The 26,568-nt window shown below is 61.5% G+C and carries 27 protein-coding genes and 1 tRNA gene; 21 read left to right on the forward strand and 7 right to left on the reverse strand.

Translation table 11 applies throughout. The features are described 5' to 3' along the window. Positions 1 to 375 precede the first annotated feature (375 nt). Positions 376 to 2,202 (reverse strand): ATP-binding protein, encoded by a 1,827-nt coding sequence (locus ACODTY_RS07780; RefSeq protein ID WP_488993719.1) that lies wholly within the window; start codon positions 2,200 to 2,202, stop codon positions 376 to 378. Positions 2,203 to 2,566: 364 nt separating this feature from the next. Between ACODTY_RS07780 and ACODTY_RS07785 the strand changes: the two genes are divergently transcribed. From ACODTY_RS07785 to ACODTY_RS07825, 9 genes are all read left to right on the forward strand, one after another. After that, positions 2,567 to 4,348: an acetolactate synthase 3 large subunit gene (locus ACODTY_RS07785; protein ID WP_488993720.1), complete on the forward strand. Its 1,782-nt coding sequence runs from the start codon at positions 2,567 to 2,569 to the stop codon at positions 4,346 to 4,348. A gap of 205 nt (positions 4,349 to 4,553) precedes the next feature. Continuing rightward, a complete protein-coding gene (gene ilvN, locus ACODTY_RS07790; RefSeq protein WP_056242921.1) occupies positions 4,554 to 5,126 on the forward strand; it encodes an acetolactate synthase small subunit in 573 nt (190 codons plus the stop codon). A 121-nt stretch (positions 5,127 to 5,247) separates the two neighbouring features. Beyond that, positions 5,248 to 5,844, forward strand: a complete 597-nt coding sequence (locus ACODTY_RS07795; protein WP_488993721.1) for a LysE family translocator — start codon at positions 5,248 to 5,250, stop codon at positions 5,842 to 5,844. A 127-nt stretch (positions 5,845 to 5,971) separates the two neighbouring features. Then, a complete protein-coding gene (nthA, locus tag ACODTY_RS07800; RefSeq protein ID WP_488993722.1) occupies positions 5,972 to 6,604 on the forward strand; it encodes a nitrile hydratase subunit alpha in 633 nt (210 codons plus the stop codon). Next, the gene (nthB, locus tag ACODTY_RS07805; protein ID WP_488993723.1) at positions 6,601 to 7,260 is read left to right on the forward strand and encodes a nitrile hydratase subunit beta; all 660 of its coding nucleotides are present in this window, start codon (positions 6,601 to 6,603) and stop codon (positions 7,258 to 7,260) included. Before nthA ends, nthB begins: the two co-directional genes overlap by 4 nt. After that, on the forward strand, positions 7,247 to 7,591 hold the full coding sequence (locus ACODTY_RS07810) for a nitrile hydratase accessory protein (protein ID WP_488993724.1): 345 nt from the start codon (positions 7,247 to 7,249) through the stop codon (positions 7,589 to 7,591). Before nthB ends, ACODTY_RS07810 begins: the two co-directional genes overlap by 14 nt. Before the next feature lie 92 nt (positions 7,592 to 7,683). Beyond that, a complete protein-coding gene (locus ACODTY_RS07815; RefSeq protein WP_488993725.1) occupies positions 7,684 to 7,956 on the forward strand; it encodes a type II toxin-antitoxin system VapB family antitoxin in 273 nt (90 codons plus the stop codon). Then, the gene (locus ACODTY_RS07820; protein ID WP_488993726.1) at positions 7,956 to 8,357 is read left to right on the forward strand and encodes a type II toxin-antitoxin system VapC family toxin; all 402 of its coding nucleotides are present in this window, start codon (positions 7,956 to 7,958) and stop codon (positions 8,355 to 8,357) included. Before ACODTY_RS07815 ends, ACODTY_RS07820 begins: the two co-directional genes overlap by 1 nt. Before the next feature lie 38 nt (positions 8,358 to 8,395). Then, positions 8,396 to 9,523, forward strand: a complete 1,128-nt coding sequence (locus ACODTY_RS07825; protein WP_488993727.1) for an ATP-dependent DNA helicase — start codon at positions 8,396 to 8,398, stop codon at positions 9,521 to 9,523. Positions 9,524 to 9,532: 9 nt separating this feature from the next. Here the strand turns inward: ACODTY_RS07825 and ACODTY_RS07830 are convergent, their stop codons facing one another. Next, positions 9,533 to 9,937 (reverse strand): SpoIIAA family protein, encoded by a 405-nt coding sequence (locus ACODTY_RS07830; RefSeq protein WP_488993728.1) that lies wholly within the window; start codon positions 9,935 to 9,937, stop codon positions 9,533 to 9,535. Positions 9,938 to 10,144: 207 nt separating this feature from the next. Between ACODTY_RS07830 and ACODTY_RS07835 the strand changes: the two genes are divergently transcribed. From ACODTY_RS07835 to ACODTY_RS07855, 5 genes are all read left to right on the forward strand, one after another. Beyond that, positions 10,145 to 10,885 (forward strand): pyridoxine 5'-phosphate synthase, encoded by a 741-nt coding sequence (locus ACODTY_RS07835; protein WP_488993729.1) that lies wholly within the window; start codon positions 10,145 to 10,147, stop codon positions 10,883 to 10,885. Between the two features lie 89 nt (positions 10,886 to 10,974). Further along, entirely contained in the window at positions 10,975 to 12,888 is a 1,914-nt protein-coding gene (locus tag ACODTY_RS07840; protein ID WP_488993730.1) for a potassium transporter Kup, read from the forward strand. 115 nt (positions 12,889 to 13,003) lie between these two features. Then, entirely contained in the window at positions 13,004 to 13,642 is a 639-nt protein-coding gene (locus tag ACODTY_RS07845; RefSeq protein WP_488993731.1) for a TetR/AcrR family transcriptional regulator, read from the forward strand. Between the two features lie 35 nt (positions 13,643 to 13,677). Next, entirely contained in the window at positions 13,678 to 14,697 is a 1,020-nt protein-coding gene (gene ilvC / locus ACODTY_RS07850; protein ID WP_056242938.1) for a ketol-acid reductoisomerase, read from the forward strand. Between the two features lie 323 nt (positions 14,698 to 15,020). Next, on the forward strand, positions 15,021 to 15,311 hold the full coding sequence (locus ACODTY_RS07855) for a PilZ domain-containing protein (protein WP_488993732.1): 291 nt from the start codon (positions 15,021 to 15,023) through the stop codon (positions 15,309 to 15,311). A gap of 42 nt (positions 15,312 to 15,353) precedes the next feature. On the opposite strand, the gene ACODTY_RS07860 is transcribed toward ACODTY_RS07855, so the two are convergent. Then, on the reverse strand, positions 15,354 to 16,025 hold the full coding sequence (locus ACODTY_RS07860) for a BA14K family protein (RefSeq protein ID WP_488993733.1): 672 nt from the start codon (positions 16,023 to 16,025) through the stop codon (positions 15,354 to 15,356). On the opposite strand from ACODTY_RS07860, the gene ACODTY_RS07865 reads away from it, so the two are divergent. Continuing rightward, on the forward strand, positions 16,019 to 17,131 hold the full coding sequence (locus ACODTY_RS07865; protein ID WP_488993734.1) for an endonuclease/exonuclease/phosphatase family protein: 1,113 nt from the start codon (positions 16,019 to 16,021) through the stop codon (positions 17,129 to 17,131). The two genes, ACODTY_RS07860 and ACODTY_RS07865, sit on opposite strands and share 7 nt — an antisense overlap. Before the next feature lie 9 nt (positions 17,132 to 17,140). Further along, entirely contained in the window at positions 17,141 to 17,872 is a 732-nt protein-coding gene (locus tag ACODTY_RS07870; protein WP_488993857.1) for a hypothetical protein, read from the forward strand. A gap of 3 nt (positions 17,873 to 17,875) precedes the next feature. On the opposite strand, the gene ACODTY_RS07875 is transcribed toward ACODTY_RS07870, so the two are convergent. The 3 genes from ACODTY_RS07875 to ACODTY_RS07885 are packed head-to-tail and all read right to left on the reverse strand — an operon-like array spanning position 17,876 to position 21,095. After that, positions 17,876 to 19,084 carry an ABC transporter permease gene (locus tag ACODTY_RS07875; protein WP_488993735.1) on the reverse strand — a complete coding sequence of 403 codons (1,209 nt, stop codon included), beginning with the start codon at positions 19,082 to 19,084 and terminating at the stop codon, positions 17,876 to 17,878. Further along, positions 19,081 to 19,794 (reverse strand): ABC transporter ATP-binding protein, encoded by a 714-nt coding sequence (locus tag ACODTY_RS07880; RefSeq protein WP_488993736.1) that lies wholly within the window; start codon positions 19,792 to 19,794, stop codon positions 19,081 to 19,083. Before ACODTY_RS07880 ends, ACODTY_RS07875 begins: the two co-directional genes overlap by 4 nt. A gap of 2 nt (positions 19,795 to 19,796) precedes the next feature. Beyond that, a complete protein-coding gene (locus ACODTY_RS07885) occupies positions 19,797 to 21,095 on the reverse strand; it encodes an efflux RND transporter periplasmic adaptor subunit (protein ID WP_488993737.1) in 1,299 nt (432 codons plus the stop codon). Positions 21,096 to 21,207: 112 nt separating this feature from the next. Between ACODTY_RS07885 and ACODTY_RS07890 the strand changes: the two genes are divergently transcribed. Both ACODTY_RS07890 and ACODTY_RS07895 read left to right on the forward strand, forming a co-directional pair. Next, the gene (locus ACODTY_RS07890) at positions 21,208 to 22,119 is read left to right on the forward strand and encodes a PhzF family phenazine biosynthesis protein (protein ID WP_488993738.1); all 912 of its coding nucleotides are present in this window, start codon (positions 21,208 to 21,210) and stop codon (positions 22,117 to 22,119) included. A 136-nt stretch (positions 22,120 to 22,255) separates the two neighbouring features. Beyond that, positions 22,256 to 22,331, forward strand: a tRNA-Lys gene (locus ACODTY_RS07895). A gap of 79 nt (positions 22,332 to 22,410) precedes the next feature. On the opposite strand, the gene ACODTY_RS07900 is transcribed toward ACODTY_RS07895, so the two are convergent. Continuing rightward, complete coding sequence (locus tag ACODTY_RS07900; protein WP_488993739.1) at positions 22,411 to 22,692, reverse strand: PilZ domain-containing protein; 282 nt, start codon at positions 22,690 to 22,692, stop codon at positions 22,411 to 22,413. Between the two features lie 429 nt (positions 22,693 to 23,121). Here ACODTY_RS07900 and ACODTY_RS07905 point away from each other — a divergent pair, with 429 nt between their 5' ends. The 3 genes from ACODTY_RS07905 (at position 23,122) to ACODTY_RS07915 (ending at position 26,428) form a co-directional block, all read left to right on the forward strand. Continuing rightward, positions 23,122 to 24,042 (forward strand): sulfurtransferase, encoded by a 921-nt coding sequence (locus tag ACODTY_RS07905; RefSeq protein ID WP_488993740.1) that lies wholly within the window; start codon positions 23,122 to 23,124, stop codon positions 24,040 to 24,042. A 138-nt stretch (positions 24,043 to 24,180) separates the two neighbouring features. Continuing rightward, positions 24,181 to 25,392, forward strand: coding sequence for a YeeE/YedE family protein (locus ACODTY_RS07910; RefSeq protein WP_488993741.1), 1,212 nt, complete (start codon positions 24,181 to 24,183; stop codon positions 25,390 to 25,392). A 427-nt stretch (positions 25,393 to 25,819) separates the two neighbouring features. Then, positions 25,820 to 26,428 (forward strand): DUF6969 family protein, encoded by a 609-nt coding sequence (locus ACODTY_RS07915; RefSeq protein ID WP_488993742.1) that lies wholly within the window; start codon positions 25,820 to 25,822, stop codon positions 26,426 to 26,428. Positions 26,429 to 26,568 lie beyond the last annotated feature (140 nt).

Genomic DNA, 26,568 nt, shown 5'->3' on the forward strand with positions numbered 1-26,568 from the left:
CCCGGTGCGCACCAGGTCTCCCGCAAGGGCGATGGGACGGATTATGGGGGAGACGGAGTGGGTGGGGAAAAGTGGGGTGAAAGTTTTTTCAGGAAGTGAGTAGGAACAAGGGGTTGGACGGAGATTGGCTGGCGTTTGATCCACATTCCGTCAAATAAGCGCCGCCCCTCACCCTTACCCTCTCCCCGTGAACGGGGAGAGGAAGACGTCAACGTTTACGCTCAACCCCATCCGACTTCGCACCGCTCGAAAGCGAATTCCGGGATGACGAAGCGGAGGGTTTACGCTTCAATCTGCTTTCGACGCGACCCGGCGTAAAAGCAAATGCCACGCCGTTGCGGCGTGGCAGCGGTAGGTGTCTTGGCGCAAAAATGCCTATTCGTTTTGCGGGCGCAGGCCGAAAGTAGCCGGCTTCAGGCCATAGCGCAGGTCGAAATCGTCGTTGCTTTCGATCCGCGGCGCTGCAGGCTTGCGGTAGTCGGGATCGCCTGCCTGGCGTGTGGTATCGACCGCTTCGGCAAATGCGATGGATTGCTGCGGCTTGGCGACATTGCGCAACCGGTCGACAATGGTGGACAGATCGACGTCCTTGTCGTCGCCTTTCGCGGCATCGTCGTTCTTGCTGGTTCCCGGGATCAGCTTGAGATTGAGCTTCTCGAACTTCATGCGCATGGTCGTCGCGGTGCCTTCGCCGAAGATGATCGCTTCGCGCTGACCCATCGATGACAGGAACGACAGCGTGGAGGCGGAAGAATCGGCAATGGCCGAGCGGATGATGGCCTGGTCCTGCTCGTTGGCGAGACGCATGGCGAACACCGTCGAACACTGAGACAGGATGGTTGGATCGAGCTCGCCCGGACGCTGGGTGACGATGCCGAGGAAGCAGCCATATTTGCGGCCTTCCTTGGCGATGCGCGACAGTGCGTGGCGGGTTGGCGCAAAGCCCAGATTGGGATCTGCCGGCATGTAACGGTGCGCTTCCTCGCACATGAGGAGCAGCTTCAGCCGGCCTTCGCTCCACAGGGCGAGGTCGAAGGCGAGGCGTGCCAGCACCGAGCAGACCGAGTTGACCACTTCAGAGGCCAGGCCGGCCATTTCGAAACATGTCACTGGGCGTCCGTCATGCGGCACGCGGAAGATGTTGCCGATGGTTTCGTGGATGGTGTCTTCGATCAGCTTGGAGTTGAACATGAAGCGATAGCGCGGATCGGCGGCGGCCGATTCGATGCGCGTCTTCAGAGATTTCAGGATCGGACGATCAGCCTTGCCGTCGAGCAGGCCGATGCGCTCGTCGATCTGCTTGATGAGGTCGGCGATGCGGTAGGGGACCGGCGTGTCGGCGGTCATCGCATCCGAGCCGCGGCGGATGTAGCTGCCGGCGCCGGGGTTGCGATAGAGGTTTTTTGCAAGCGGAATGAGGTCGCGCAGCATGTCGACCTCTTCAGGAATTGTGCCGCGACCCCGGAACAGGACTTCCGCAAATTCCTCGAGCTTGAACATCCAGAACGGCAGGTCGAGGGTGGAGGTATCGACGGTGACGCAATGATCGGGCAGCGACGCGGCGAATTCGTTGTGCGGGTCCATGATGAGGATGCGCAGGTCGGGGCGCGCCTCGATGGCCTTGCGCATCAAAAGCGATACGGCGGTCGACTTGCCGACGCCGGTGGTGCCGACAACGGCGAAGTGGCGGGAAAGCGTGTCGTCGATGGCGATATTGGCGTCGATCGCCTCGTCCTGCGACAGATTGCCGATGTTGATGGATCGGCGGCCGGCGAGGTCGTAGACCGCTTCAAGGTCGCGGCTGCGGATGCGGTGGGCACTGGCGCCGACGTAAGGATAATTGGCGATGCCGCGGTCGAATATGGCCTTGCCGCCATGATCGACGCTGTCGCGCACTTCTCCGACGAGTTCGACTTCGACTTCGATCGGATTGGGAACGTCGGGGTTCCATGACCTGTCCGACTTGCCGACGGCATAGACCAGGCCGACCGTGCGGGTCGCGCCGAGATTGATGGAGATCATCTTGCCGACGGTCCAGCGCTCCTGGGTGCTGCCTTCGCTTTCATCGGCAAAGGCGCTGATGACGGCGCGCGAGCCATCGCACTGGACAACATGACCAAGGACGCGCTCTTCCGGTTGTACGGTTTCGCGGCGTTCCTGCGAGGTGGTTTCACCAACTGCGCTGTGGCGTTCTACAAACATTCACGGGCCCCCATTTCCGTTCCACAACCTTACGTGGGTCCGGTTAAAGCGGGGTATGACGGCATGGTTGCAGTAAACCTAATGCGGTCGTTCAAATTCGTCTCAAAGGCCGCATTGCTTGACTGGCGCGCGACCTGACGATTTCACGTTGACAGGACGGGAAATTCGCAACTATTGTCCGCGCCCATGAAGACGGCACTCATTCTCGTAGTAGGCAGGCGCGTGGGCAAGGCGGTGTAACCGCCGGGCGAAATCCCCCCATGCGCAAGACACAGGCTCCCTCGGGGGCCTTTTTTATTATCCAAAACAGGACTAAACGACCAGAAAACGCTTCGCTGAAGCGAAACAAGACGGGACCAAACCGATGAGCAACGGACAGAACGAGCGGCGCGAGATGACGGGCGCCGAAATGGTGGTGCAGGCGCTGAAGGACAATGGCGTCGAGCACATTTTCGGCTATCCGGGCGGTGCGGTACTTCCGATCTACGACGAATTGTTCCAGCAGGACGATATCGAACACATCCTGGTTCGCCACGAGCAGGGCGCGGGCCATGCCGCCGAGGGCTATGCGCGCTCGACCGGAAAGGCTGGCGTGATGCTGGTGACTTCCGGTCCGGGCGCCACCAATGCGGTGACGCCGCTGCAGGATGCGCTGATGGATTCGATCCCGCTGGTTTGCCTGACGGGACAGGTGCCGACATCGCTGATCGGCTCCGACGGTTTCCAGGAATGCGATACGGTCGGCATCACGCGGCCTTGCACGAAGCACAACTGGCTGGTGAAGGACGTCAACGACCTTGCCCGGACGATCCACGAGGCCTTCCATGTCGCGACGACGGGCCGTCCTGGTCCGGTGGTGGTCGATATTCCGAAGGACGTGCAGTTTGCGCGCGGCACTTACGTTTCGCCGCAGACCGCGCCGCGCACCAGCTACAAGCCGAAGCTGCAGGGCGACCTCGACAAGATCAAGGCGGCTGTCGAATTGATGGCCGGCGCGAAGAAGCCGATCCTCTATACGGGCGGCGGCGTCGTCAATTCCGGGCCGGAAGCGAGCCATCTGCTGCGCGAACTGGTCGATCTCACCGGCTTCCCGATCACGTCCACGCTGATGGGGCTCGGCTCCTATCCGGCCTCGGGCAAGAATTGGCTCGGCATGCTGGGCATGCACGGCACTTATGAAGCCAACATGGCCATGCATGATTGCGACGTGATGGTGTGCATCGGCGCGCGCTTCGACGACCGCATCACCGGCCGGCTGAACGCGTTCTCGCCCAATTCGAAGAAGATCCACATCGATGTCGATCCGTCGTCGATCAACAAGAACGTGCGGGTCGATGTCGGCATTCTCGGCGATTGCGGACGGGTGCTGGAGGACATGGTGCGGCTGTGGCGGGCGACCGCCAAGACGGACAAGAAGACGCTCTACCCGTGGTGGGAGCAGATTGCGCGCTGGCGGGCACGCGATTCGCTGGCTTACAAGCCGAACCCGGACGTTATCATGCCGCAATACGCCATCGAGCGGCTGTACGAACTGACCAAGGACAAGGACACCTACATCACCACCGAAGTGGGCCAGCACCAGATGTGGGCGGCGCAGCACTTCCACTTCGACAAGCCGAACCGCTGGATGACCTCGGGCGGCCTCGGCACGATGGGCTATGGCCTGCCGGCGGCGCTCGGCGTGCAGATCGCGCATCGCGATGCGCTGGTCATCGACATCGCCGGCGACGCCTCGGTGCAGATGACGATCCAGGAGATGAGTGCGGCGGTGCAGTATGACGCGCCGATCAAGATCTTCATTCTCAACAACCAGTACATGGGCATGGTGCGCCAGTGGCAGCAGCTGCTGCACGGCAACCGGCTGTCGCATTCCTACACCGAGGCGATGCCGGACTTCGTCAAGCTGGCGGAAGCCTATGGCGGACACGGCATTCGCTGCGAAAAGCCGGACGAACTGGACGATGCCATCAAGGAGATGATCACGGTCAAGAAGCCGGTGATCTTCGACTGCCGCGTGGCGACGCTGGCCAACTGCTTCCCGATGATCCCTTCCGGCAAGGCGCATAACGAGATGCTGCTGCCCGACGAGGCGACCGACGAGGCGGTGGCGAATGCGATCGATGCCAAGGGCCGGGAACTGGTCTAGGCGGGGATTCAGGTGAGGGTGGCCTGCATATGGCGGCTTTCTGCGCTTCCGGTGCTCACGTACTTCAATGTACGCTCCGCTCCGGTTCTCGAAAGCCACCATCTTCGGCTCACCCTGACCTGAATCGGTCGCAGCATAAATTCGGCCGGCGGAAGCTGTGCGGAAACAGTGATTTAGCAAAAGAATTCAAGATAGAGATTCAACCATGAACGCGCAGCTTCAACCGACCGGTTCGGCCTATTTCATCGCCAAGGAAACCGAGAAGCCGGAAATCCATACGCTTTCGGTGCTGGTCGACAACGAGCCGGGCGTGCTGGCGCGCGTCATCGGCCTGTTCTCGGGGCGCGGCTACAACATCGAAAGCCTGACGGTTTCGGAAACCGAGCACGAGCAGCGGCTGTCGCGCATCACCATCGTGACCAGCGGTACGCCGCATGTGCTGGAGCAGATCAAGCACCAGTTGGAGCGCATCGTGCCGGTGCATCGCGTTGTCGATTTGACGGTACGGGCGCATGAGCTTGGCCAGGAGCGGCCGCTGGAGCGGGAACTGGCACTGATCAAGGTTGCCGGAACCGGGACGGAGCGGGTCGAGGCGCTGCGCCTTGCCGACGCCTTCCGTGCCCATGTGGTGGATGCCAACACCGAGCATTTCATATTCCAGATTACCGGCAAGGGCTCGAAGATCGACCAGTTCATCGCCATCATGCGTCCGCTAGGACTGGTGGAAATCTGCCGCACCGGCGTCGCCGCGATGAACCGCGGCCAGCAAGGTATGTAATCGCCGCCTACCGCTTTCTTTCGCTGTTCGGCGGGTTCTGGACCGATCTCCGGTCCGGTTCTGGCTGTTTTGTGTTACGCGCAAAAAGGACAGTATTGCTGTCCTAATCTGGAGCATCCTCATGTCGTACGACACATTGCTTGCCCTGCTGGCCTATGCCTTCGTGACCTCGATCACGCCCGGGCCGAACAATCTGATGCTATTGACGTCGGGCGTGAACTTCGGCTTCGCGCGCACCATTCCGCATATGCTGGGTATCGGCATCGGCTTTGTCGTGCTGTTGCTGGCTGCCGGGCTGGGGCTGGGCGCTGTGCTGACGGCGTTTCCGGCGCTTCACACCGGATTGAAGATCGCCGGCGGTGCATATCTTCTCTATCTTGCTTGGAAGATCGCCATGTCGCGCTCAATCGAGGGCAAGGGGGAGGCCAAGTCGCGGCCGATGACATTCCTGGAAGCGGCGGCCTTTCAGTGGGTCAACCCCAAGGCGTGGGTGATGGCGGTGACGGCGATGGCCGTCTACACCGATCCGGCCGCGCCGTTGGGGTCGGTGTTTCTGATTGGACTGGTGTTCGGCATCGTGAACCTGCCCAGCGTTTCGACATGGGCCGGTTTCGGCATGGCGCTGCGCGGATTCCTTGCCGATCCGATGCGGTTGAAATGGTTCAACATAGCCATGGGCATCCTGCTGGTGGCCACGCTATGGCCGATGGTGAAATAGATTTGGATGAGGCCGCTCCGCATGGGTTCTCAAAGCCTGCCGTTTTCGGCTATCCCTGATCCAAATCTAACGCGCTGCAAGCGTAGGGCGCTTGAACGCCCGTACGGGCAAGCATAGGCTCGTGTCCATGTCACATGATCACGATCACGACCATCATCATCACGACAATGAACTCGACCCCTTCGCCGCGCGGGTGCGGGCGCTGGAGACCATCCTGACGCAAAAGGGCTTGATCGATCCGGCGGCGGTCGATGCCATTGTCGATACCTACGAAACCAAGGTCGGGCCGCGCAATGGCGCCAAGGTGGTGGCCAAGGCGTGGAGCGATCCAGCCTATGCCGACTGGCTGAAGCGCGATGCAAATGCCGCGATTGCCTCGCTCGGCTTCGTCGGGCGGCAGGGCGAGCACATGCAGGCGGTTTTCAACACGCCGGATACGCACAACATGGTCGTGTGCACGCTGTGCTCCTGCTATCCGTGGCCGGTGCTTGGCCTGCCTCCGGTCTGGTACAAGGCACCGCCTTACCGCAGCCGCGCCGTGATCGATCCGCGTGGCGTTCTGGCGGAGTTTGGCGTGACGCTGCCTGCCGAGATGAAGGTGCGGGTGTGGGATTCCACGGCGGAGCTGCGCTATCTGGTCGTGCCGATGCGACCCGCAGGCAGTGATGGCCTTGGCGAAGAACAGCTTGCCGAACTGGTGACGCGCGATTCCATGATCGGTACCGGGCTGGCGAGGGTGCCGGCCAAGGGGGCGTCATGAACGGGCCGCAGGACCTTGGCGGGCAGATGGGTTTTGGCCCGGTCGCGCCCGAGAATGATGAGCCGATCTTCCATGCCGAATGGGAAAAGCGCGCGCTTGGCATGACGCTTGCCACCGGGGCCTTCGGGGCGTGGAATATCGACGAGAGCCGGCACGCGCGCGAAACCCTGCCGCCGGCGGAATACTACTCGTCGAGCTACTACCAGATCTGGATCAAGGGGCTGGAGAAGCTGCTGCAAAGGCACGGCTTTGTCAGCGCTGCCGATCTTGCCGCCGGCAAGGCAGTGGATGGAACAGCACCGCCGAAGCGGGTGTTGAAGGCGGCGGACGTGACAGCGACGCTGGCCAGAGGCGGGCCATGCGACCGCCCGGTGGAGACGCCGGCGCGCTTCAAGGCCGGCGACAAGGTGCGCACGAAGAACTTGAACCCGACCGGGCACACGCGGCTTCCCCGTTATGCGCGGGCCAAGAACGGCGTCATTGAGGCCGTGCGCGAAGGCTATGTCTTTCCCGACACCAACGCGGACCATAAGGGCGAGAACCCGCAATGGCTCTATACGGTGGTGTTCGACGGCCCGGAAATCTGGGGCGAGGGTGCAGACCCGACGCTGAAGGTGTCGATAGACGCCTGGGAGAGCTATCTTGAGCCGGCATGACGAGAGCGGCTTTGCGCCGGAGGCAAGAGTTTTCGACGAACCCTGGCAGGCGCAGGCATTCGCCATGACGGTGGCGCTGCATGAGAGGGGCATGTTTACGTGGGGAGAATGGGCCGAGGTGCTGTCTGGCGAGGTCAAGAAGCCGGGTGCTGCCGCCGATGGGCACGACTATTACGAGCATTGGCTGGCGGCACTTGAAAAGCTGCTGGCGGCAAAGGGCTTCGCTGCGACAAGCGACGTCGATGCCTATGCGGCGGCATGGGAACGTGCCGCGCACGCCACGCCGCATGGCAAGCCGATCCTGCTGGAGAATGATCCGATCGGGATCTAGCCTCAAACTCGAAAGTTCCAATGCGGGAGTATGTGCGTGCACATACTTGTGTTCTCTTTGTGTTCCGTTTATAAATACGATTATCGATTGTGTTGACAATTGAAAGTTGTGTTGATATGGTTATACACGTTAGAGATGCAAATACGGATGCTCTTGTGCGGGAACTGGCACGCCGCAAGGGGATCAGCATTACGGAAGCAATCAAGGAAGCTGCCACGGCTGAACTTGCTCGGATCCAGTCGGAAAGTTCTGTCTGGGATCGGACAGCGGGTGTCAGAGACCGTATCAGTGCTTTTGCGCCAACCGGCCATTCGGTGGATAAGCAGTTCTTTGACGCTTTGTCAGGTCAAGAGGGTGAGGACTGATGTTTGTCGATAGCTCCGCTTTGGTGGCGATGATCGCTCCTGAACCGGACGGGCAGGAAATCGCCTCTATTTTGGATGACGCCATCGATCGGCGCACATCTGCGATTGTTGTGTTTGAAACGGTGCTCGCCATCATGCGATTGCGCCACGCAACCCTCGCAGAAGTCGTCCTGCTGGTTCAGGAATTTCTTCAGAACGCTGAAGTTCGTATCGTGGACATAGATGCAGGCAAGTATCTCTCGGCTCTGCAGGCTTTCGAAATCTATGGAAAGGGGACCGGTCATCCCGCGCGGCTCAATATGGGAGATTGCTTCTCCTATGCCATGGCAAAAAGCGCTGGGGTTCCGCTCTTATACAAGGGTGACGATTTTTCACATACGGACTTGGCTAGGCAGGCTTAAGCCTTGCCCTTCGCTGGCGAATCCTGTCTCACGATTGCATGGAATTTTCTCCTCAACAGGATGATGCGCTAAAGGCTGTCGCCAAGTGGCTGAAGGCCGGAAAGCCGCAGCTCTTCCGCCTGTTCGGCTATGCTGGTACCGGCAAGACGACGCTTGCGCGCTATTTTGCGGAACATGTCGATGGGCAGGTGCAGTTCGCGGCCTTTACCGGCAAGGCGGCGCAGGTGCTGCGCTCGAAGGGCGCGATCAATGCGCGTACCATCCATTCGCTGATCTACCGCCCGCGCGGCGAGGAAGCCGTCGAGGACGAGACGACCGGCAAGACGTCGATGTCGCCGACATTTTCGCTGAACCGGCAGAGCCCGATTTCAAAGGCGGCGCTGGTCATCATCGACGAATGCTCGATGGTGGACGAACAGCTTGGCCGCGACCTGATGAGCTTTGGCACGCCGATCCTTGTGCTGGGCGATCCGGGACAGTTGCCGCCGATTTCGGGCGGCGGATTCTTCACTGACCATGATCCGGATTTCCTGCTCACCGAAATCCACAGGCAGGCGCGCGACAATCCGATCATCCGCCTGGCGCTTGATGTGCGCGAGGGCCGCGAGTTCCTGCAAGGGGATTATGGCGCGGCCCAGGTGATCGGCAAGGAAGGCGTGACCCAGGACCTCGTTCTGAAGGCGGACCAGGTGCTGGTCGGTACCAACAGGACGCGGCGGCGCTACAATCACCGCTTGCGTGAGCTGAAGGGTTTTACAGCCGAGTATCCGCAGGCGGGCGACAAGCTGGTGTGCCTGCGCAACGATCCGGCCAAGGGCCTTCTCAATGGTTCGCTGTGGAAAGTGATGACGTCGTCGCGCGAGACGGTGAAGCCCGGCATCAATCTTCTGGTTTCGCCGGAAGAGGACGATCCCGACCGGGGCGTTGCCAAGATTAAGCTGCTGAAGGCCGCGTTCGAGGATACGGAAGCCGAAATCCCTTGGCAGCAGAAGAAGCGTTTCGACGACTTCGACTATGGCTATGCGTTGACCGTGCACAAGGCGCAGGGCTCTCAGTGGAACGATGTCGTTCTGTTCGATGAAAGCTGGGCGTTCAAGGATACGCGTCAGCGCTGGCTTTACACAGCGATCACGCGGGCGGCGGAGCGGCTGACCATAGTGCGCTGACGCCGGGGTTCACGGGTTCTCAAGCGGCCGCGAACCAAGCCACCGCCATGCGGCTTCCTCTTCCTCGGACGGGAAGTGTTTCAGTTCCACCGGCGTGAAGGGTGCGAGAAACCCCTGCATTTCAGCTATCCAGTCCGGTTCGCCGATGCTTGCGCAACGTCCGACATGTTCGGTTGCGAGAGCCTTGCCGTTCTCGATGGTTTCAGGGGCGATGCCTGCCCAATCTGTGTCTTCGTATTCGAGCAGCCGGACGAGCACGTCGATCCGTGGATGCAGCGCATAGGCAGCCTCCAGTAGGCCGAAAAGGTTCTCGGCATCGGCTGGCGTGACGAGGCCGACGATGTCTACCGCGAACAGGTCTGGCCGTGTCGTCTCGATGCGGCGGACCGCGGGAACGCTTTCGAGAAAATTCATGCTCGATCCTTGTCGTGTCCGTTGCTTTAACTGGAACACATGAAAACGCTGTCTGTTCCCGCCAAAGGCAGTATAGATGCGCTGCGCGGGCTAAACGCGTTGCGATCCTTCAGATCGCTTCACACGTTTAGCTTATTGATTTTATGCATGTCTTTGTCCCGAAACCGGTTACCACCTTCGGGAGACATGCATTGGCTGGAGACGGGAATGCCTGCAAAACTGTCGGTCAACCTGAACGCCATCGCCATGTTGCGCAACCGACGCGACCTGCCTTGGCCGAGCGTGGTCGGTCTTGGCAGAATTGCGCTGGCAGCCGGCGCGCATGGCCTGACGGTGCATCCACGCCCGGACCAGAGGCATACGCGCAATTCCGACCTGCCTGAGATCCGCGCGCTCATCGATGACGAGTTTCCGCAGGCCGAGTTCAACATCGAGGGCTATCCGACCGAGGACTTCCTTCAACTGGTCGAGAAACACCAGCCGGAACAGGTGACGCTGGTGCCGGACGATCCGGCGCAGGCGACGTCCGATCATGGCTGGAACTTTGTCGAGCAGGCTACGTTCCTCAATCCGATCGTGAAGCGCCTGAAAAAAGGCGGATTTCGCGTATCGCTGTTTTCCGATGCAGACCCTGCCGGCGTACAAGCCGCGCGCGACACGGGGGCGGACCGCATCGAGCTTTATACGGGTCCGTATGCCAGCTCATATGCCGATTCCGCAAAAGTGGCCAAGGAATTGGAAAAATTGGGCAATGTGGCCGAGGCTGCGTTGGCAAACGGCCTTGCCGTCAATGCCGGGCACGACCTCGTGGTTGCCAATCTGCCGGCCCTCATCAAGCGCATTCCTGAGCTTGCGGAAGTCTCCATCGGGCATGGCTTGACAGCCGATGCGCTGGAGTATGGCATGGCGGGAACGATCAAGCGGTTCTTGAAAGCTTGCGGCTGGTAAGCGACCGATCCACACCGCAAACGTGCCAGGGTACTTGATATTGCATTGCAGCGAGGGTAGAGCACCGCGCTCTGATCGGAGTGTCGTTCATGGCCTTTACCAATACTGGTAGGGAGGCAGAGCCCGTCGAACAATCCACCCATCCCGAGCCTGAAAAGCAAAGCACCGGGGTTTTGATGGTGGGGGCGCTCGGCGTGGTCTATGGCGACATAGGCACAAGCCCGATTTACGCCTTTCGCGAAGCGCTGCACGCATCCGGGCCAACTTTCATCCGCGAGGATGTGCTGGGCGTGCTTTCGCTGATCGTCTGGGCGCTGACGATCATCGTGACGATCAAATACGTGGCCTTCGTGCTGCGCGCCGACAACAATGGCGAGGGCGGCACGCTCTCGCTTATGGCGCTTGCGCGCAGCGCCTATCCGGCCGGCTCGAAATGGATTCTCGGCGTCGGCCTGTGCGGCGCGGCGCTGTTTTTCGGCGATTCCATCATCACGCCTGCCATTTCGGTGCTTTCGGCGGTGGAAGGCCTTGAGGTTGTGACGCCGGCCTTCGACCCCTATGTCGTGCCGATCACGCTGGTTATCCTGGCGCTGCTTTTTTCGGTGCAGCGCTTTGGCAGCGGGCGCGTGGCGGTGGTTTTCGGGCCGGTGATGGCGCTGTGGTTCCTGGCTCTTGGCGTTGCCGGCCTGTTGCACATCTGGGATGATCCGACCGTGCTGCTTGCGGTCAATCCCTACCATGCGCTGCTTTATCTCTTCGCCGAACCGGATGTGGCGTTCATCACGGTGGGTGCCGTTTTCCTCGCGGTGACCGGCGCGGAAGCGCTTTATGTCGACCTCGGCCATTTCGGCCGCCGGCCGATCGTGCTGACCTGGTTCTGGATCGTGTTTCCATGCCTGCTGCTCAACTATTTCGGGCAGGGCGCCTATGTGCTTGCGCATGGATCGGTGCCTGACAAGCCGTTCTTCGAGATGCTGCCGGAATGGGGGCTGGCGCCGATGGTCGCCTTGGCTACCGCAGCAACCGTTATTGCCAGCCAGGCGGTTATTTCCGGGGCGTTTTCGCTGACGCGCCAAGCGGTCCAGCTCAATCTTTTGCCGCGCATCGAGGTTCAGCACACTTCCGAAATGCAGCTTGGCCAGATCTACATGCCGCGCGTGAACTTCATCATCGCCATCTCCGTCATGCTTCTGGTCGTCGGTTTCGGCGATTCCAGTTCGCTGGCCTCGGCCTACGGCATTTCGGTGACCGGCGAGATGCTGATGACGACCTTCCTGCTGTTCGTCGTCATGCGCTCGATGTGGAAGTGGCGCTTCGGCGCGGCGTTCGCGCTTGCGGTGCTGTTCGGGGTCATCGATGCCGGCTTCTTCCTTTCCAATGCCTTCAAGGTGGCGGATGGCGGCTGGGTGTCGATCAGCGTGGCCTGTGTCATGGGGTTGGTCATGGTGACGTGGATCAGGGGCAGCCGGTTCCTGTTCGACAAGACGCGCAAGAACGAGATTCCGCTCGATTTCCTTGCCGGCAATCTGATCAAGAAGAAGCCGCAGCTTGTTTCGGGCACCGCCGTGTTCCTGACCAGCGATCCGCTGAGCGCGCCGACTGCGCTGATGCACAGCCTCAAACACTACAAGGTGTTGCACGAGCAGAACGTGATCCTGTCGGTGGTGACCGCGCCACGGCCAAGGGTGCCGGACAGCGAGCGGGTGAAGATGGAAACCATCAACGACCTGTTCATGCGCGTGACGCTGACCTTCGGCTATATGGAACAGCCGAATATCCCGCGCGCGCTTGCCTCCTGTCGCAAGCAGGGCTGGAAGTTCGATATCATGACGACGTCGTTCTTCCTGTCGCGGCGCTCGCTGAAGGCTTCGCCCAATTCCGGCATGCCGCGCTGGCAGGACCGGCTGTTCATCGGGCTGGCGCGCTCGGCTGCGGACGCGACCGAGTATTTCCAGATCCCGACGGGCAGGGTGGTGGAGATCGGCACGCAGGTGGCGATCTAGGACCAGAATAATCTCGCTTGGTGCAATGTTCTCTTGCGCTCGGCGCAGGATTTTGGCATACGCCGAACCGTAACGTACGGTACGCAATGAAATTCATTCCGGCAGGAAGAACGTGTTGCTGGCAGACGGAACCCTGGATGGCGAAAGGCTGACCGAACGTCAAAAGGACGTTCTGGACGCTGCCTTGCGCCTGTTGGTGGAAGAGGGGGACAATTTGACCATGGCCGCGGTGGCGCGGCGGGCAAGCTGCTCCAAGGAAAGCCTCTACAAGTGGTTCGGCGACCGCGACGGCCTGCTCAATGCAACGGTGCGCTGGCAGGCTTCCAAGGTGAGGGTTGCGCCTGTCGACCAAGGCAAGGTGGACCTGATTTCTCTGGCCGAGAGCCTGGAGGGTTTTGCCCGCGATTGGCTGAAGGTGATCTCCAGCGATACCTCGATTGCGCTGAACCGCGTCGCCATCAGCCATGCAGGATCGGGAAGGGACAATCTGGGCGCTATCGTGCTGGACAACGGGCGCTTTGCGCTGGCCAAGCGGCTGAAGCCGGTTCTCGATGCCGGCAAGCGCAGCGGCGTCCTGGTTTTCGAAGATGCGGAGACGGCGTTCAGGACATTTTTCGGGCTGGTCGCGCGCGATGTGCAGATCCGCCTTTTGCTCGGCAACTGGCCGGGCATGACCGAAGCGGCGATCGCTGAAGATGCGGCGCGCGCCACAAGACAGTTTCTCGCCCTCTACGGGGCAAGGAAGACCCAATAGGACTATTCGATTAGAAAACGGGAAGGATTTCCAATATGCGTGTCTACTACGATCGCGACGCCGATCTCAATCTCATCAAGGGCAAGAAGGTTGCCATCATCGGCTACGGTTCGCAGGGCCGGGCGCATGCGCTGAATCTCAAGGATTCAGGCTGCAAGGAAATCGCCATCGGCCTGAAGCCGGGTTCGGCGACCGCCAAGAAGGTCGAGGCCGATGGCCTCAAGGTGATGAGCGTGGCCGATGTGGCCAAGTGGGCCGACCTGATGATGATGGCGACACCTGACGAATTGCAGGCCGATATCTACAAGAACGAAATCGCGCCGAACATCCGCGACGGCGCAGCGATTGCGTTCGCGCACGGCCTCAATGTGCATTTCGGCCTGATCGAGCCGAAGGACACCGTCGACGTTGTCATGATCGCGCCTAAGGGCCCGGGCCACACCGTGCGCGGCGAATACCAGAAGGGCGGCGGCGTGCCGTGCCTGGTTGCCGTCAATCACGACGCCTCCGGCAACGCGCTTGATCTCGCGCTTTCCTACGCCTGCGGCGTTGGCGGCGGCCGTTCGGGCATCATCGAGACGAATTTCCGCGAAGAATGCGAAACCGACCTGTTCGGCGAGCAGGTCGTGCTGTGCGGCGGTTTGGTCGAACTGATCCGCGCCGGCTTCGAGACGCTGGTGGAAGCCGGCTACGCGCCGGAAATGGCCTATTTCGAATGCCTGCACGAAGTGAAGCTGATCGTGGACCTGATCTATGAAGGCGGCATTGCCAACATGAACTACTCGATCTCGAACACCGCCGAGTGGGGCGAGTACGTCTCGGGTCCGCGCATCATCACCGCCGACACCAAGGCCGAAATGAAGCGCGTGCTGAACGACATCCAGACCGGCAAGTTCACCAGCGAGTGGATGCAGGAATACCGTGCCGGCCTCGCGCGCTTCAAGGGCATTCGCCGCAACAACGACAGCCACCAGATCGAGGAAGTCGGCGCCAAGCTGCGGGCCATGATGCCGTGGATTGCGAAGAATAAGCTGGTCGATAAGGCCAAAAACTAAAAAATCCTGTTCGGCGCGTTCCGCTGGCCATCTGGCGCGGTCTTCTCGGCTTCCGGTGCTCACGTACTTCAATGTACGCTCCGCTCCGGCTCCTCGAAGCCCATCACCAGCTGACACAGCGGACCGTGCCGCCGTCGGATTTTTACGCCATCTTGGCGCGTTGCGCTGGCCATCTGGCGCAGCAGATCGGGCCGCCATCGGATTTTGACGCCTGAAGGGCCGGTTGTCTCAAACACCCGGCCCTTTTCTTATGTTCCATTCCGAAACAGGCGGGCTGGCACGTTTCTGGCTTGGCCCATGCATGGGACAACGGGAAAGGGACGATGGACCAGATCAAGGAAAAGTCGATCGGGCTGGACGGCGAGGTCTTTGCCGAACGCCGTACCGTCATGCGCCGGCGCGTGCTGAAGGGCGCGACGCTGTCCTTCAACAATGGCTATGGCGCACTGGAAGGGCTGGTGCGCAATGAATCGGAGCGCGGCGTGCTGCTGAACTTCGGTGAAACCTCGGCGGTGCCAAGCAGTTTCGATCTCACGGTAAAGGGAGCCGCAACTCGCAGCGCTAGGGTGAAATGGCGCGACATGACGCGCGTGGGCGTGGAATTCGCCGACTAGACCAGATGGCGCCGCGCAAGCCGCGGCGCCACTGACATTGGATCAGCTATAGGGCGACCAGCACTGCTGGCGCGGCCCGTTGTAAGGCTGGAAGGTGTTGTCCCAAGCCCGATATGAGCGATAACGGGCGTAGCACCAGCGCACATGCGCATTGCCAACGCGCTGCGGCCGATAATAGCGGCGCGGTTCGGTATAGTACCTATAGGCAGGCGCGACACCCAAACCCAGGTAGAAACCAGAACCATAGAAATTGCGGTGATGCCGGCGTTCCCGCCAGCGCCAGTCGTCATTGTAGCGGCCGCGCCAGTGATCGCGATTCCAGCGACGCCAATAGCGTGATTCATTTGATCTTTGATCACCCCCGGCCCAATCCTCGCGAACGGGCACTAGCTGACTGTCTCCAGGCATCATTCCACCCGGCGTTGCCGACTGCGGCACCGTGGGTGCGGTGACGGACACCGGCCCGGCTAACGAGGGAGCGGACAGACCTGCGACAAGGAAAAGCGCCGCAAGCCCGGTTTTGACTGGCAACGAAAATAGCGGTTTCATCTGACACTCCAAATGATCGATGCCCCAACGCCCGATCTCCCGGAACTGAAGGGACAATGAGGTTTTGCCAATGAACGGGGGATGAACGGAAAAAGTTCCGTTGGCCGAAGCCCTTGCCGCACTTGTGTTTGGCGCGGCTTGCAGGCAATTGTCGGTGCATGTCATTGCGCCTTGCCACATTCAATGTCGAGAACCTGATGAACAGGTTCGATTTCTCCGGTTTTCGCAACCAGCTCAATCAGGACAGGACGCTGGCCCTGTTCGACATAAAAACGGAAGCCGAGTACCGGGCGCTTGAGCAGGCGCGCGCCATCGCGCATTCGGACGACACGCGCCAATTGTCGGCGCTGGCCATCGCCGCGACGCGGGCCGACATCATCTGCATGCAGGAAGTCGACAATGTCGAGGCGCTGAAAGCCTTCGAGTATGGCTATCTGTTCAAGATGGTGGGGCAGGGCTACCGGCAGAAATTCACCACGGCGGGCAATGATTCGCGCGGCATCGACGTGGCGCTGATGATGCGCGACGAGACGGCACACGGCCAGCCGATCGAGTTCGTGCGCATGACCAGCCACGCGCATGTCACTTTCGAGGAGTTCGGGCTTCATACGCCGGAACTGGCGGCGCTCGGGCAGGAGCCGCATGAGCGGATTTTCCGGAGGGACTGCCTGGAGATCGATCTCAAGGTCGATGGCCAGCCGCTGACGCTTTATCTCGTGCACTTCAAGTCGATGGGGTCGCCGCGCAACGGCCTCGACGGACGGGCGGCGACCATGCCGATCCGCATTGCCGAGGCACAAGCGGTGCGCCGTATCATCGAAGAACGCTTTGGCGTCGATCATGCCGCCGACAAGCGCTGGGCGATCTGCGGCGACATGAACGACTACCGGCAGCGTGTGCTGATCGAGGGCGATGCCCATGAAGGCTATCGCTTCAAGGTGGCGGATGAGAGCCAATCCTGCCTCAACGTGCTTTTGGCGGGAGGCTTTTGCGAGAATGTCATGGAGCGGCGGCCGGAAATGGACCGGTGGACGCTCTATCACACGCGCGGGCCGCTGGAACGGCACCTTTGCCAGCTCGACTACATCCTGCTTTCCAAGGGGCTGGCGGCGCACAATGCGACGGCGGTGCCGGACATCATCCGCAACGGCCAGCCGTTCCGCACGCCCTTTCCGCCTGGGCAAGAGGTCGAACGTTTTCCGCGCGCGGGCTGGGACCGGCCGAAGGCCTCCGACCACTGCCCGGTGGCGGTGACGCTTGATATTGTCTGAGTGCCGTCGTTGAATTTCGACCTGCCTCCAGACGTCATATTGCCGGTTGATCGGATCGACGTACGGCTCGACACGGGTGTGCACCCGTTCGAGCGCGATCATGCGCAGGCGATCGAAGAGAACTGGCAGCGCGAGACAGCCCGCAACCCGGCGCTGTTCAACGGGACGGTGGTGCTTTTGTCGAGGCTCGCTTACCGGGACGGGGAGCTGTCCGGCACCTGCCATCCGGTGCGGTTTGCGACCTTCATGCATTGGCGCAACAATCGCGAGACGCCGGGCACGGCACATGCCTTTGCCCATGCGATGCTGGTCTCCGGCGACGGCGCGTTGGTGGCGATACGCATGGGATCGCACACCGTCAGCGCCGGGCGGGTGTATTTCGCGGCAGGCTCGTTCGAACCGTCCGATTTTTTCGATGGCCAGGTCGATGTCGATTATAACATGGTCCGGGAAGTCCGCGAGGAGACCGGGCTTGACCTGGAACGAGCCGCGCGTGGCCAACGCTGCCATGTGCTGGCGACGCAACGCGGAACTGTGATTTTCCGCCGTTACCAGATGGCGGAATCCGCCGAGGCCATAGCTGCGCTGATTGAGCGGCATGTGGCGAACGAAGCCGAACCGGAGATTTCGGGGCCGGTGATCATCCGCAGCGTCGATGACATTCCCGACGGGCTGATGCCGCACATGCTGCCACTGGTGCAGTGGCACTTCGCCAATCCGGCTTTGGACTCGACGCTGTAAGATCTATTCGTGCCGCAGCGCCTCGATCGGGTCGAGCCGCGCCCCGCGCAGCGCCGGGAAGAAGCCGAACACCATGCCGATCAGCGCGGAGAAGCCGACGGCCAGCATGACCACGGCGGGGCTTGGCACGAAGGGTATGGCAAGCGTCGCCGAGGCGAGGCCGGCCAGCGACAGGCCGATGACGATGCCGATGATGCCGCCGAGCAGCGACAGCACCGTCGCCTCGACGAGAAACTGGATGAGGATGTGCTTTTCCTGCGCGCCGATGGCGAGCCTGATGCCGATCTCGCGGGTTCGCTCGGTGACCGACACCAGCATGATGTTCATGATGCCGATGCCGCCGACCAGAAGGCTGACGCCGGCGACCGCGCCCAGCATGCCGGTCATGGTGGTGGTGGCGCTGGTCATGGTTTCCGCGATCTGGGTCATGTCGCGGATGTCGAAGTCGTCCTCGCCGTCGGGCTGGATATGGCGGACGTCGCGCAGGACGTTTTCGACGCGCGGCAAGAGTTCGGTCGTCGTGGTGGCGTCGTCGGCGGCTACGTAGATGTTGTCGATGTCGCGATTGCCGGCGATGCGGCGCTGGAAGGCGGTAAGCGGCATCAGAACGACATTGTCCTGATCCTGGCCGAAGCCGGTGTAGCCTTTCGATTCCAGCACGCCGATGATCTTGCAGGTGGCGCGGTTGACGCGGATCAGCTCGCCATCCGGGTCGCCGGATTGGAAGAACTGGCGGCGGACGGTTTCGCCGATGAGGCAGACGCCTGCGCCGCCGCGCGATTCGGATTCGCTGAAGGCGCGGCCGGAAACGAGCTTCCAGTCGCGTGCATCGAGGAAGGCGGCGTCCGTGCCGGTGACGCCTGCGGTAAGGCTTTCGGTGCCATAGATGACGCGGACCTGCTTTTGTGCGGCTGGTGCAATGGCGCGTGCGCCGATGAGGCGATGGTTGAGCGCGTCGAGCTCCTTTTCGCCGAGCTGGCGGCGCACGACATCATGCCCGCCGGGGCCGGGAGGACGGCCGGCGCGCACGACGAGCAGGTTCGAGCCGAGCTTGGCGATGTCGGACTTGACCTTTTCCGTGGTGCCGGAGCCGATGGTCAGCATGGCGATGACAGCGGCGACGCCGATGACGATGCCGAGCAGGGTCAGGAACGAACGCAAGGCATTGCGGCGGACCGAACGAAGGGCGAGGCGCACCGTTTCCCAGATCATGATGCCACCGCGCGTGGACTGGTGCTGACGTCCGACGCCACATGGCCATCGAGGAAGCCGATGGTGCGCTGGGCATAGGCTGCCACGTCTGCCTCATGGGTCACCATGACAATGGTCAGGCCAAGGTCGGTGTTGAGATGGGTGAGCAGTTCCATGATTTCGTGGCTGCGGGCGGTGTCGAGGTTGCCGGTCGGCTCGTCGGCCACCAGAAGGGTGGGGCGCGTGACGATGGCGCGAGCGATGGCCACGCGCTGCTGCTGGCCGCCGGAGAGTTCGGCGGGCGTGTGATGCTCGCGGCCCTGAAGGCCGACCTCCGCCAGCGCTTTCATGGCAAGCGCGCGCCGCTCGCCTGCCGGTACGCCGCGATAGATGAGCGGCAGCTCGACGTTTTCCGCCGCCGTGGTGCGGGGCAGGAGATTGTAGCCCTGGAAGACGAAGCCGATGTAGAGATTGCGCAGCAAGGCGCGGCGGTTGCGGTCGAGCCGGCCGGCATCGACGCCCATGAAGGAATAGGTCCCGGCGGTCGGCGTATCGAGGCAGCCGATGACGTTCATGGACGTGGATTTGCCGGAACCCGACGGTCCCATGATGGCGACGAATTCGCCACGGCGGATCGCCATGTCCACCCCGGCAAGGGCGTGGACCTGGGCCTCGCCTTCGCCGTAGGTCTTCCAGACCTTGTCGAAGCTTATCAGCAAGGGGCCGGCCAAGGCTAGCCTCGCTGCTGCTGGGCGGTGATGACCTTGTCTCCCTCCGACAGACCTGACAGGACCTCGGTCAGTTCGCCATTGGTGGCGCCGATCTTGACGTTGACCGGCTGCGGCGCGCCGTCCTTCAGGATGTAGAGCGTGCGCGAACCATCGGCTGCTGGCGCGGCCTGCTGGCGCGTCCTGTTGCCGCCGGGACGCCCCATGCGGCCGGTGAACATGTCGAGCAGGCTCCAGCTTCTCGTGGTCTGGGTGGCGGCCGGCCGATAGCGGAATGCCGCCGATGGTACCGTCAATGCACCCTTGGCTTCCTTGGTGACGACAGTGACAGTTGCCGTCATGCCGGGGCGAAGCAAAAGCTCGTCGTTGATGACATCCAGCCTTGCATCATAGGTGACGACGCCGTCGGTGGTGACCGAGGCGTAGGAGATGTCGCGGATATCGGCATTGAAGGTGCGGTCGGGGAAGGCATCGACGGTGAAGCGGGCCTGCTGGCCCGGCTTGACCGTGCCGATATCGGCCTCGTCTATCGCGGCCTTCAGCTCCATTTTCTTCAGGTCGGCGGCGATGACGAACAGGACGGGCGCCTGCAAGGACGACGCCACGGTCTGGCCCGGATCGACGGAGCGGGTGAGCACGATGCCGTCGATGGGGGCGTAGATGGTGCTCTTAGCAAGATCGGTCTGTTGCGACTTCACGTCCGCCTCGGCAATGGCGAGATTGGCTTCGGCAATGTCCTTGGCGCTGCGCGAGCGGTCGCGCGTTGCGGTGGCGGCTTCAAGCGCCTGATCCGTCGCCATGCCGCGCTTGGCAAGGGCCGCCGCGCGCTCCAACGCTTTCTCGTTTTCCCTCAACGTGACGGTGGCGTCCTCGACATTGGCTTCGGCTGCCTTGGCGGAGGCTTTCGCGCGTTCGATCTGGGCTTCGAGCTTGGAGGTGTCGAGCGCGGCAAGCACGTCGCCCTTCTTCACCTGCTGGTTCTCGTCTGCCGAGACGGAGCGGACGACGCCCGACAATTCGCTGGAAATATCGACCTGATTGAGTGGCTGCAAAGTGCCGGTGGCCGAGACTTCGACGGTGAGGTCGGCAAGGGCCGCAGGCTGGGTGACGTATTCGATCCGGACTGGTGCCGCCGTCAAACGGGTATAGGCGAAGATTGCGGCTGCGATGACGGCCAGCGCCAGCAGGAGATAAAGCCATACGCGCCTGCGCCGGATGCCGGACACGCCCTTGCTGTCCAGAGCGAGACTGGTTTCGATAGAAGCATCCGAGTCCGCTCGCGGCGGACTGACAATCTGGTCCATGGCGGACCCCTATTATAAATGTGGCACTATCAGGTGTCACACATCAGGCCTTAGGGACTGAAATACAAATTAAATTTCGCTCATGTTTGATCTGGTGTCAGGGTTTTCGGCCATGCGGGGACGCAACTATCTGCTCTACGATGTTTTCACGACCGATCGGTTGACCGGTAACCCGCTTGCCATCGTGCTGGATTGCGATGGGCTGGACACCGAGGCGATGCAGCGGATTGCGCGCGAATTCAACCTGTCCGAATCGGTGTTTGTGCTGCCCGCCGACAACGCCGCGCACCGGGCGCGCATCCGCATCTTCACGCCGGACTACGAGATGCCATTTGCCGGCCATCCGACGGTGGGGAGTGCCGTTGCGCTCTCCGAAGCGAGCAATTCCGGCGATGTCGCCGGCATTTTCGTTCTTGAAGAAAATATCGGGCCGGTGCGTTGCGCCGTAAAAAAGGGTGAAGCCGCGACCTTTGCGGAATTCGACCTGGCAAAGCTGCCGGAACCGCTGGAGCTTTCCGCCGATGCTAGCGCGATTGGCGCGGCACTTGGGCTTGGACCGCATGAAATCGGTTTTGAAAACCACAGGCCATCGTTCTGGTCGGCCGGGGTTCCCTACGTGACCATTCCGGTGAGCGGGCTCAATGCAGCGGCGAAAGCCCGGCTGGACAACCAGGCGTGGGCGGAACTGGCACCGCGCAAGAGCGAGTGGGCATTTGCCAGCCCTTATGTCTATTGCCGCGAGACGGTGAACCACGACAGCGCTTTTCACGTGCGCATGTTCGTTCCGGGAAATCCTTCCTACGAGGATCCGGCGACCGGATCGGCTGCCGCCGCCTTTGCCGGCGCGGTCCTGCATTTCGACCAGCCGGGCGACGGCCTGTCGAGCCTGTGGATCGAGCAGGGGCTGGAAATGGGACGACCCTCCCGGATACGGCTTGAACTTGAGGTCGAGCACCGGAAATTAATCGCGGCGCGCATTGGCGGACATGCGGTGAAAGTCGGCGAAGGGCGGATTTTTGTCTAATTCGCGGCCGAAATCTCGCTGCCGGTGCGACGAATCCCAACTAGTATGGCGATTTGTCGGGAAATGATCTTACAGGGCTAGACATGCCAGATAGCGCCGGTTATATGCGCGCCAACGCTGGTTTCTCCGGCGGCGTGGGTGTGTAGCTCAGTTGGTAGAGCAGCTGACTCTTAATCAGCGGGTCCACAGTTCGATCCTGTGCACACCCACCAAGTTTTCAAAAAGTCCGGATGAAGTTCGCACTGAAGTGCTGATGGACGTTGCCCGTGGATGGTCGGCGTTGTGGAGCCGCTATCCATAGTGGAAGCGTGGCTTCGGCCTTGTTCCTATGAACTCTACTCCGATGCGTTCGCCGCGACGCCACCGAAGCTGGGCGTCATAGGCGATCCCGTCTATCGGCACATACAGGGTGAACAGGTCCGGCACCGGCACGTCGATCGGTACTTTGAGTTCGGCGCCGTTGGCATGCTGATTTCTGACTATGCATGAAACTTCCGACTTGCTTGGGCCGGTTATTATCGAGCCACGCTTGAGGACGCGCGGTCGATGTTGGCGAGGGGTTTCGGCAGTCATTCTTCTCCGGCGACGGCGTGGGCTAACGTTCGGGCCGTCGCTTCTTTTGAGCAGGTTGGTTGGCGGCTGATGGCGTGTGCGCTCATCGCAAGCTCCCAAAGACGGTCAACTCCGCAGCGTGGAACTTGTTCCGAATCTGTCCGGTTTGCAGACCACCGATACGGGTGGCGTCGGACTTCTCCCGACACGCTTGTGTGGAGAGCTTTTCTGCGTTGCTCCCGCGCGCCGAAGGGCAGGTGGGCGCTGGCTTTAGGACATCTGCCCGGGCGGCAAATGAAGTCTGGAACAAAATTCTATTTCTATGTCGCTCATGCGCATGGATTTCCTAATTGTCGTAAATATTAGGACACGTTGTCGTGTTAGGCACTGCCTGCCGGCCTATAACTATCGGGAATGTCGTTTTCTGAAATCTTTTTCCGAGGTGGCTTGATGCGCTTTTCTCTCTTCGCGGCAGTAATCGCTGCCGGTCTTGCTTTCGTTGGCGGGGCTCAGGCCGAACGCCTGACCGACCAGCCGCTTGTGGATGCGGCATGGCTGAAATCCAAGCTGGGCGACAAGAGCCTTGTGGTGCTTGACGTTCGCGACGCCACCAAGGAAGGCAACCCTTATGACAAGGGGCATGTGCCGGGCGCGGTCAATGCGCCTTACACGACTGGCGGCTGGCGCGCCGAGGTGAACGGCGTTCCGGGCATGCTGCCGCCGGTTGACCAGATCACCAAGACGATCGGCAATTTCGGCGTCAGCAATGACAGCCATGTCGTCATCGTTCCGCAAGGTACGGATTCTTCCGAATTCGGTGCTGCGACGCGCATCTACTGGACGTTCAAGGTGCTCGGCCATGATGCCGTATCGATCCTGGACGGCGGCGAACGCGCATGGGAAGCGGCTGGCGGCGAACTCTCGACCGAGGCTGCGAAGCCGGTGGCCGCGACCTTTACGGGTGAATTGAAGAAGGAACTTCTGGCAACGACCGCTGACGTTGAAAAGGCGCGTGCCGACGGCACCAAGCTTATCGATGGCCGCCCGGCCGCCCAGTTCAAGGGTGAGGCGAAGAGCCCCGTGGTGCGCGTTGCCGGCACCATTCCGGGCGCGGCCAACCTGGAAAACAGCAAGCTCTACGATACGGACAAGGCTTCCTTTGCTTCAAAGGACACGGTTGCGAACCTTTCCAAGAACCTCGGCCTGAAGTCGGACGAGGAAAACATCGCCTTCTGCAATACCGGTCACTGGGCTTCCGTGGTGTGGTTTGGCCTCAGCGAAATCGAGGGCAACAAGAACACCAAGATGTATGACGGCTCGATGGCCGAATGGGCCGCCGATCCGGCGCGCCCGGTCGAGCCCGGTACTTGATCCCGGTCTTAGCCAAGTCGTGATTTGCAAGATGTCCAGGACGACAATCCTGGACATCCTGTTTTAAGGCCTCCTGTTTCCAGCAGCGCTCAGACCCGGTAAGTCGGTCGCGTCTGCTATTGCGAGAATCCCGCCTCAATGACCAACATCAACGCAACGCTCGCCCGGGCACCTGCCGTCAATCTCGACAAAGGCCCGGTTGTCTTTGTCGGACTGGCCTTCGTGCTGGGAACGCTTGCCATCGGGCAAGCGATCAGCCCACGGCAGGCGCTGCTTTTCCTGATCGGCGGCTTGCTTGGAATGACGCTCTATCACGCGTCGTTCGGCTTCACCGGTGGCTGGCGCCGTTTCGTCGTTGAGCGGCGGGGCAGGGCGCTCAGGGCGCAGATGCTGATGATTGCGGCGGCGGCTGTTGTCTTCATTCCGCTGCTTGCCATGGGTAGCGCCAATGGACTGGCGCTGGCGGGCGCGTTTGCGCCGGTCGGCGTGTCGGTTCTGGTGGGGGCCGCGCTTTTCGGTCTCGGCATGCAGCTTGGCGGCGGTTGCGGTTCGGGAACCTTGTTCACCGTTGGCGGCGGTTCTTCGCGTATGCTGGTGACGCTTATTTTCTTCGTCGTGGGCGCGGTGATCGGCACGGCGCATCTGCCCTGGTGGCTGGCGCTGCCTGCACTGCCGGAGATCAGCCTCGGGCGTACGTTCGGCGTGGCAGGCGCGATTGCGGTGACGCTGGCCGGGTTGGCTGCGGTCGCGGCGGCGACCATGCTGGTGGAACGGCGCGCCCACGGCAGTCTGGAGCAGATCAAGCCTGCGCCGAGGCAAGGATTTTCCCGCTTGCTGCATGGTCCCTGGCCATTGTTCGGCGCAGGCATTTTGCTAGCGGCGCTGAACATCGCAACCCTGCTGACGGCAGGGCATCCCTGGTCGGTCACGTTCGGCTTCGGGCTTTGGGGCGCGAAGATCGTTCAGGCGACCGGCGTTCCCATTGAAACGTGGACCTTCTGGACGTGGCCCGGACCGGCAAAGGCGCTGGGTTCGAGCGTGCTTGCCGATGTGACCTCGGTGATGAATTTCGGCATCATTTTGGGGGCGGCGCTGGCGGCGGGACTTGCCGGCAAATTTGCGCCGAAGGTGCATGTGCCCTTCGCATCGTTCCTGGCTGCGGCAATTGGCGGCGTGCTGATGGGTTACGGAGCGCGGCTTTCGTTCGGCTGCAACATCGGGGCGCTGTTCAGCGGCATCGCTTCGGGAAGCGTGCACGGCTGGCTGTGGTTTGCATCGGCCTTCGTCGGCAGCCTTGGCGGCGTGGCGTTGCGTCCAGTGTTCGGTCTCGACGGGTTCAAATCGAAATGAGCACGCGCAACACGCTTTTGTTCGGCACTGCCTTCCTTGCGGCCACTTCGGCGGTGGCGGTTGATCATTACCGGTTTGCGGCTGCGCCGATGCCTGTTGCGGCAGCAGGTGCATCGGTCGCACCTTGCGCGGCAGAGACACCATGTGCCGCCGCAGCCCCATGTAGTGCTGCTTCGCCTTGCGCAGCGTCGCCCTGCGCAGCCGCTTCTCCGTGCGCGGCGACATCGCCCTGCGCAGCAGCGCCGGCGCCCTGTGCTGCGATGGCTCCTTGTGCGGCGTCCTCACCGTGTTCGGCTGCGCCTGCTGCTTCGCCTTGCGCGGCTGCGGCTCCATGTGCCGCGGCACCGGCCCCTTGCGCTGCTGCGCCAGCCGCTTCGCCTTGCGCGGCACAGCCGCAATAGGCAAGTTGTAGGCAGGAGACTGCTTCATGGACGATGCAAGACTGGAGGCTGCGCGACAGGCGCTGTTTTGCGAACAGGTTCTGGCGAAATCGGCCAGCAACGTGTTGCTCGAGACATTGCGCGAAGCAAAATCCGTTGCCGCCTGGGAGCATTTTCCTCCGGGTGACGTGTTCGATCCGGAAACTGGCGCGCAGTGGTATTATCACAGCCATCCGCCGCAGGAAGGGCAGGCCGAGCATGGCCATTTCCATTGCTTCGTGCGGCCGGAGGGGGCGAGCGGGCCGATCCATCATCTCATCGCCTTGGGTGTCGATGCCTATGGCCGGCTGGTCAGGCTGTTCACCGTCAATCAGTGGGTGGTTGGCGACCAATGGCTGGAGGCGGAGGCGACGATCGCGCTGATGCCGCGCTTCGACCTGCATTTCGCGCGGCCGTCTTACCTCACCAATCGCTGGCTGAGTTCGGTGCTGGCGCTTTATGCGCCGGAGATCGAGGCGCTCGTTCGCAAACGGGACGAGGTGCTTACGGCACATCAGGCCGGGCAGGGCGTGCAAGTGCGCGAAGACCGAACGTTGGAGGTGACCTCGGAGTTGCTTGTCGATCTGCGCCAGACTGCTGCGAGCCTAGGATTATAGCGAGGCACTAGGCTTGCGAATTTGGTGCTTTTGGCAAAGCACTGGCCGCGACGTTGTTTAAAGAGTTTCAATGGCTGGCGTGGTTGTGTCGATGCGCGCGGCGGTTTGTCATGGCATGGACACCTTGATCCGAGACGCTG

The organism is Mesorhizobium sp. FG116 (assembly GCF_057809835.1).

Excerpts from the sequence above, each read along its gene's own strand:
- ACODTY_RS07890 (WP_488993738.1), top strand. The coding sequence starts at position 21,208 with ATGCGGGGACGCAACTATCTGCTCTACGATGTTTTCACGACCGATCGG.
- ACODTY_RS07780 (WP_488993719.1), bottom strand. The coding sequence starts at position 2,202 with ATGTTTGTAGAACGCCACAGCGCAGTTGGTGAAACCACCTCGCAGGAA.
- ACODTY_RS07825 (WP_488993727.1), top strand. The coding sequence starts at position 8,396 with ATGGAATTTTCTCCTCAACAGGATGATGCGCTAAAGGCTGTCGCCAAG.
- ilvC (WP_056242938.1), top strand. The coding sequence starts at position 13,678 with ATGCGTGTCTACTACGATCGCGACGCCGATCTCAATCTCATCAAGGGC.
- nthA (WP_488993722.1), top strand. The coding sequence starts at position 5,972 with ATGTCACATGATCACGATCACGACCATCATCATCACGACAATGAACTC.
- ACODTY_RS07830 (WP_488993728.1), bottom strand. The coding sequence starts at position 9,937 with ATGAATTTTCTCGAAAGCGTTCCCGCGGTCCGCCGCATCGAGACGACA.
- ilvN (WP_056242921.1), top strand. The coding sequence starts at position 4,554 with ATGAACGCGCAGCTTCAACCGACCGGTTCGGCCTATTTCATCGCCAAG.
- ACODTY_RS07785 (WP_488993720.1), top strand. The coding sequence starts at position 2,567 with ATGAGCAACGGACAGAACGAGCGGCGCGAGATGACGGGCGCCGAAATG.
- ACODTY_RS07860 (WP_488993733.1), bottom strand. The coding sequence starts at position 16,025 with ATGACATGCACCGACAATTGCCTGCAAGCCGCGCCAAACACAAGTGCG.
- ACODTY_RS07835 (WP_488993729.1), top strand. The coding sequence starts at position 10,145 with ATGCCTGCAAAACTGTCGGTCAACCTGAACGCCATCGCCATGTTGCGC.
- ACODTY_RS07905 (WP_488993740.1), top strand. The coding sequence starts at position 23,122 with ATGCGCTTTTCTCTCTTCGCGGCAGTAATCGCTGCCGGTCTTGCTTTC.
- ACODTY_RS07875 (WP_488993735.1), bottom strand. The coding sequence starts at position 19,084 with ATGATCTGGGAAACGGTGCGCCTCGCCCTTCGTTCGGTCCGCCGCAAT.
- ACODTY_RS07915 (WP_488993742.1), top strand. The coding sequence starts at position 25,820 with ATGGACGATGCAAGACTGGAGGCTGCGCGACAGGCGCTGTTTTGCGAA.
- ACODTY_RS07855 (WP_488993732.1), top strand. The coding sequence starts at position 15,021 with ATGGACCAGATCAAGGAAAAGTCGATCGGGCTGGACGGCGAGGTCTTT.
- nthB (WP_488993723.1), top strand. The coding sequence starts at position 6,601 with ATGAACGGGCCGCAGGACCTTGGCGGGCAGATGGGTTTTGGCCCGGTC.
- ACODTY_RS07840 (WP_488993730.1), top strand. The coding sequence starts at position 10,975 with ATGGCCTTTACCAATACTGGTAGGGAGGCAGAGCCCGTCGAACAATCC.
- ACODTY_RS07820 (WP_488993726.1), top strand. The coding sequence starts at position 7,956 with ATGTTTGTCGATAGCTCCGCTTTGGTGGCGATGATCGCTCCTGAACCG.
- ACODTY_RS07795 (WP_488993721.1), top strand. The coding sequence starts at position 5,248 with ATGTCGTACGACACATTGCTTGCCCTGCTGGCCTATGCCTTCGTGACC.
- ACODTY_RS07910 (WP_488993741.1), top strand. The coding sequence starts at position 24,181 with ATGACCAACATCAACGCAACGCTCGCCCGGGCACCTGCCGTCAATCTC.
- ACODTY_RS07885 (WP_488993737.1), bottom strand. The coding sequence starts at position 21,095 with ATGGACCAGATTGTCAGTCCGCCGCGAGCGGACTCGGATGCTTCTATC.
- ACODTY_RS07865 (WP_488993734.1), top strand. The coding sequence starts at position 16,019 with ATGTCATTGCGCCTTGCCACATTCAATGTCGAGAACCTGATGAACAGG.
- ACODTY_RS07900 (WP_488993739.1), bottom strand. The coding sequence starts at position 22,692 with ATGACTGCCGAAACCCCTCGCCAACATCGACCGCGCGTCCTCAAGCGT.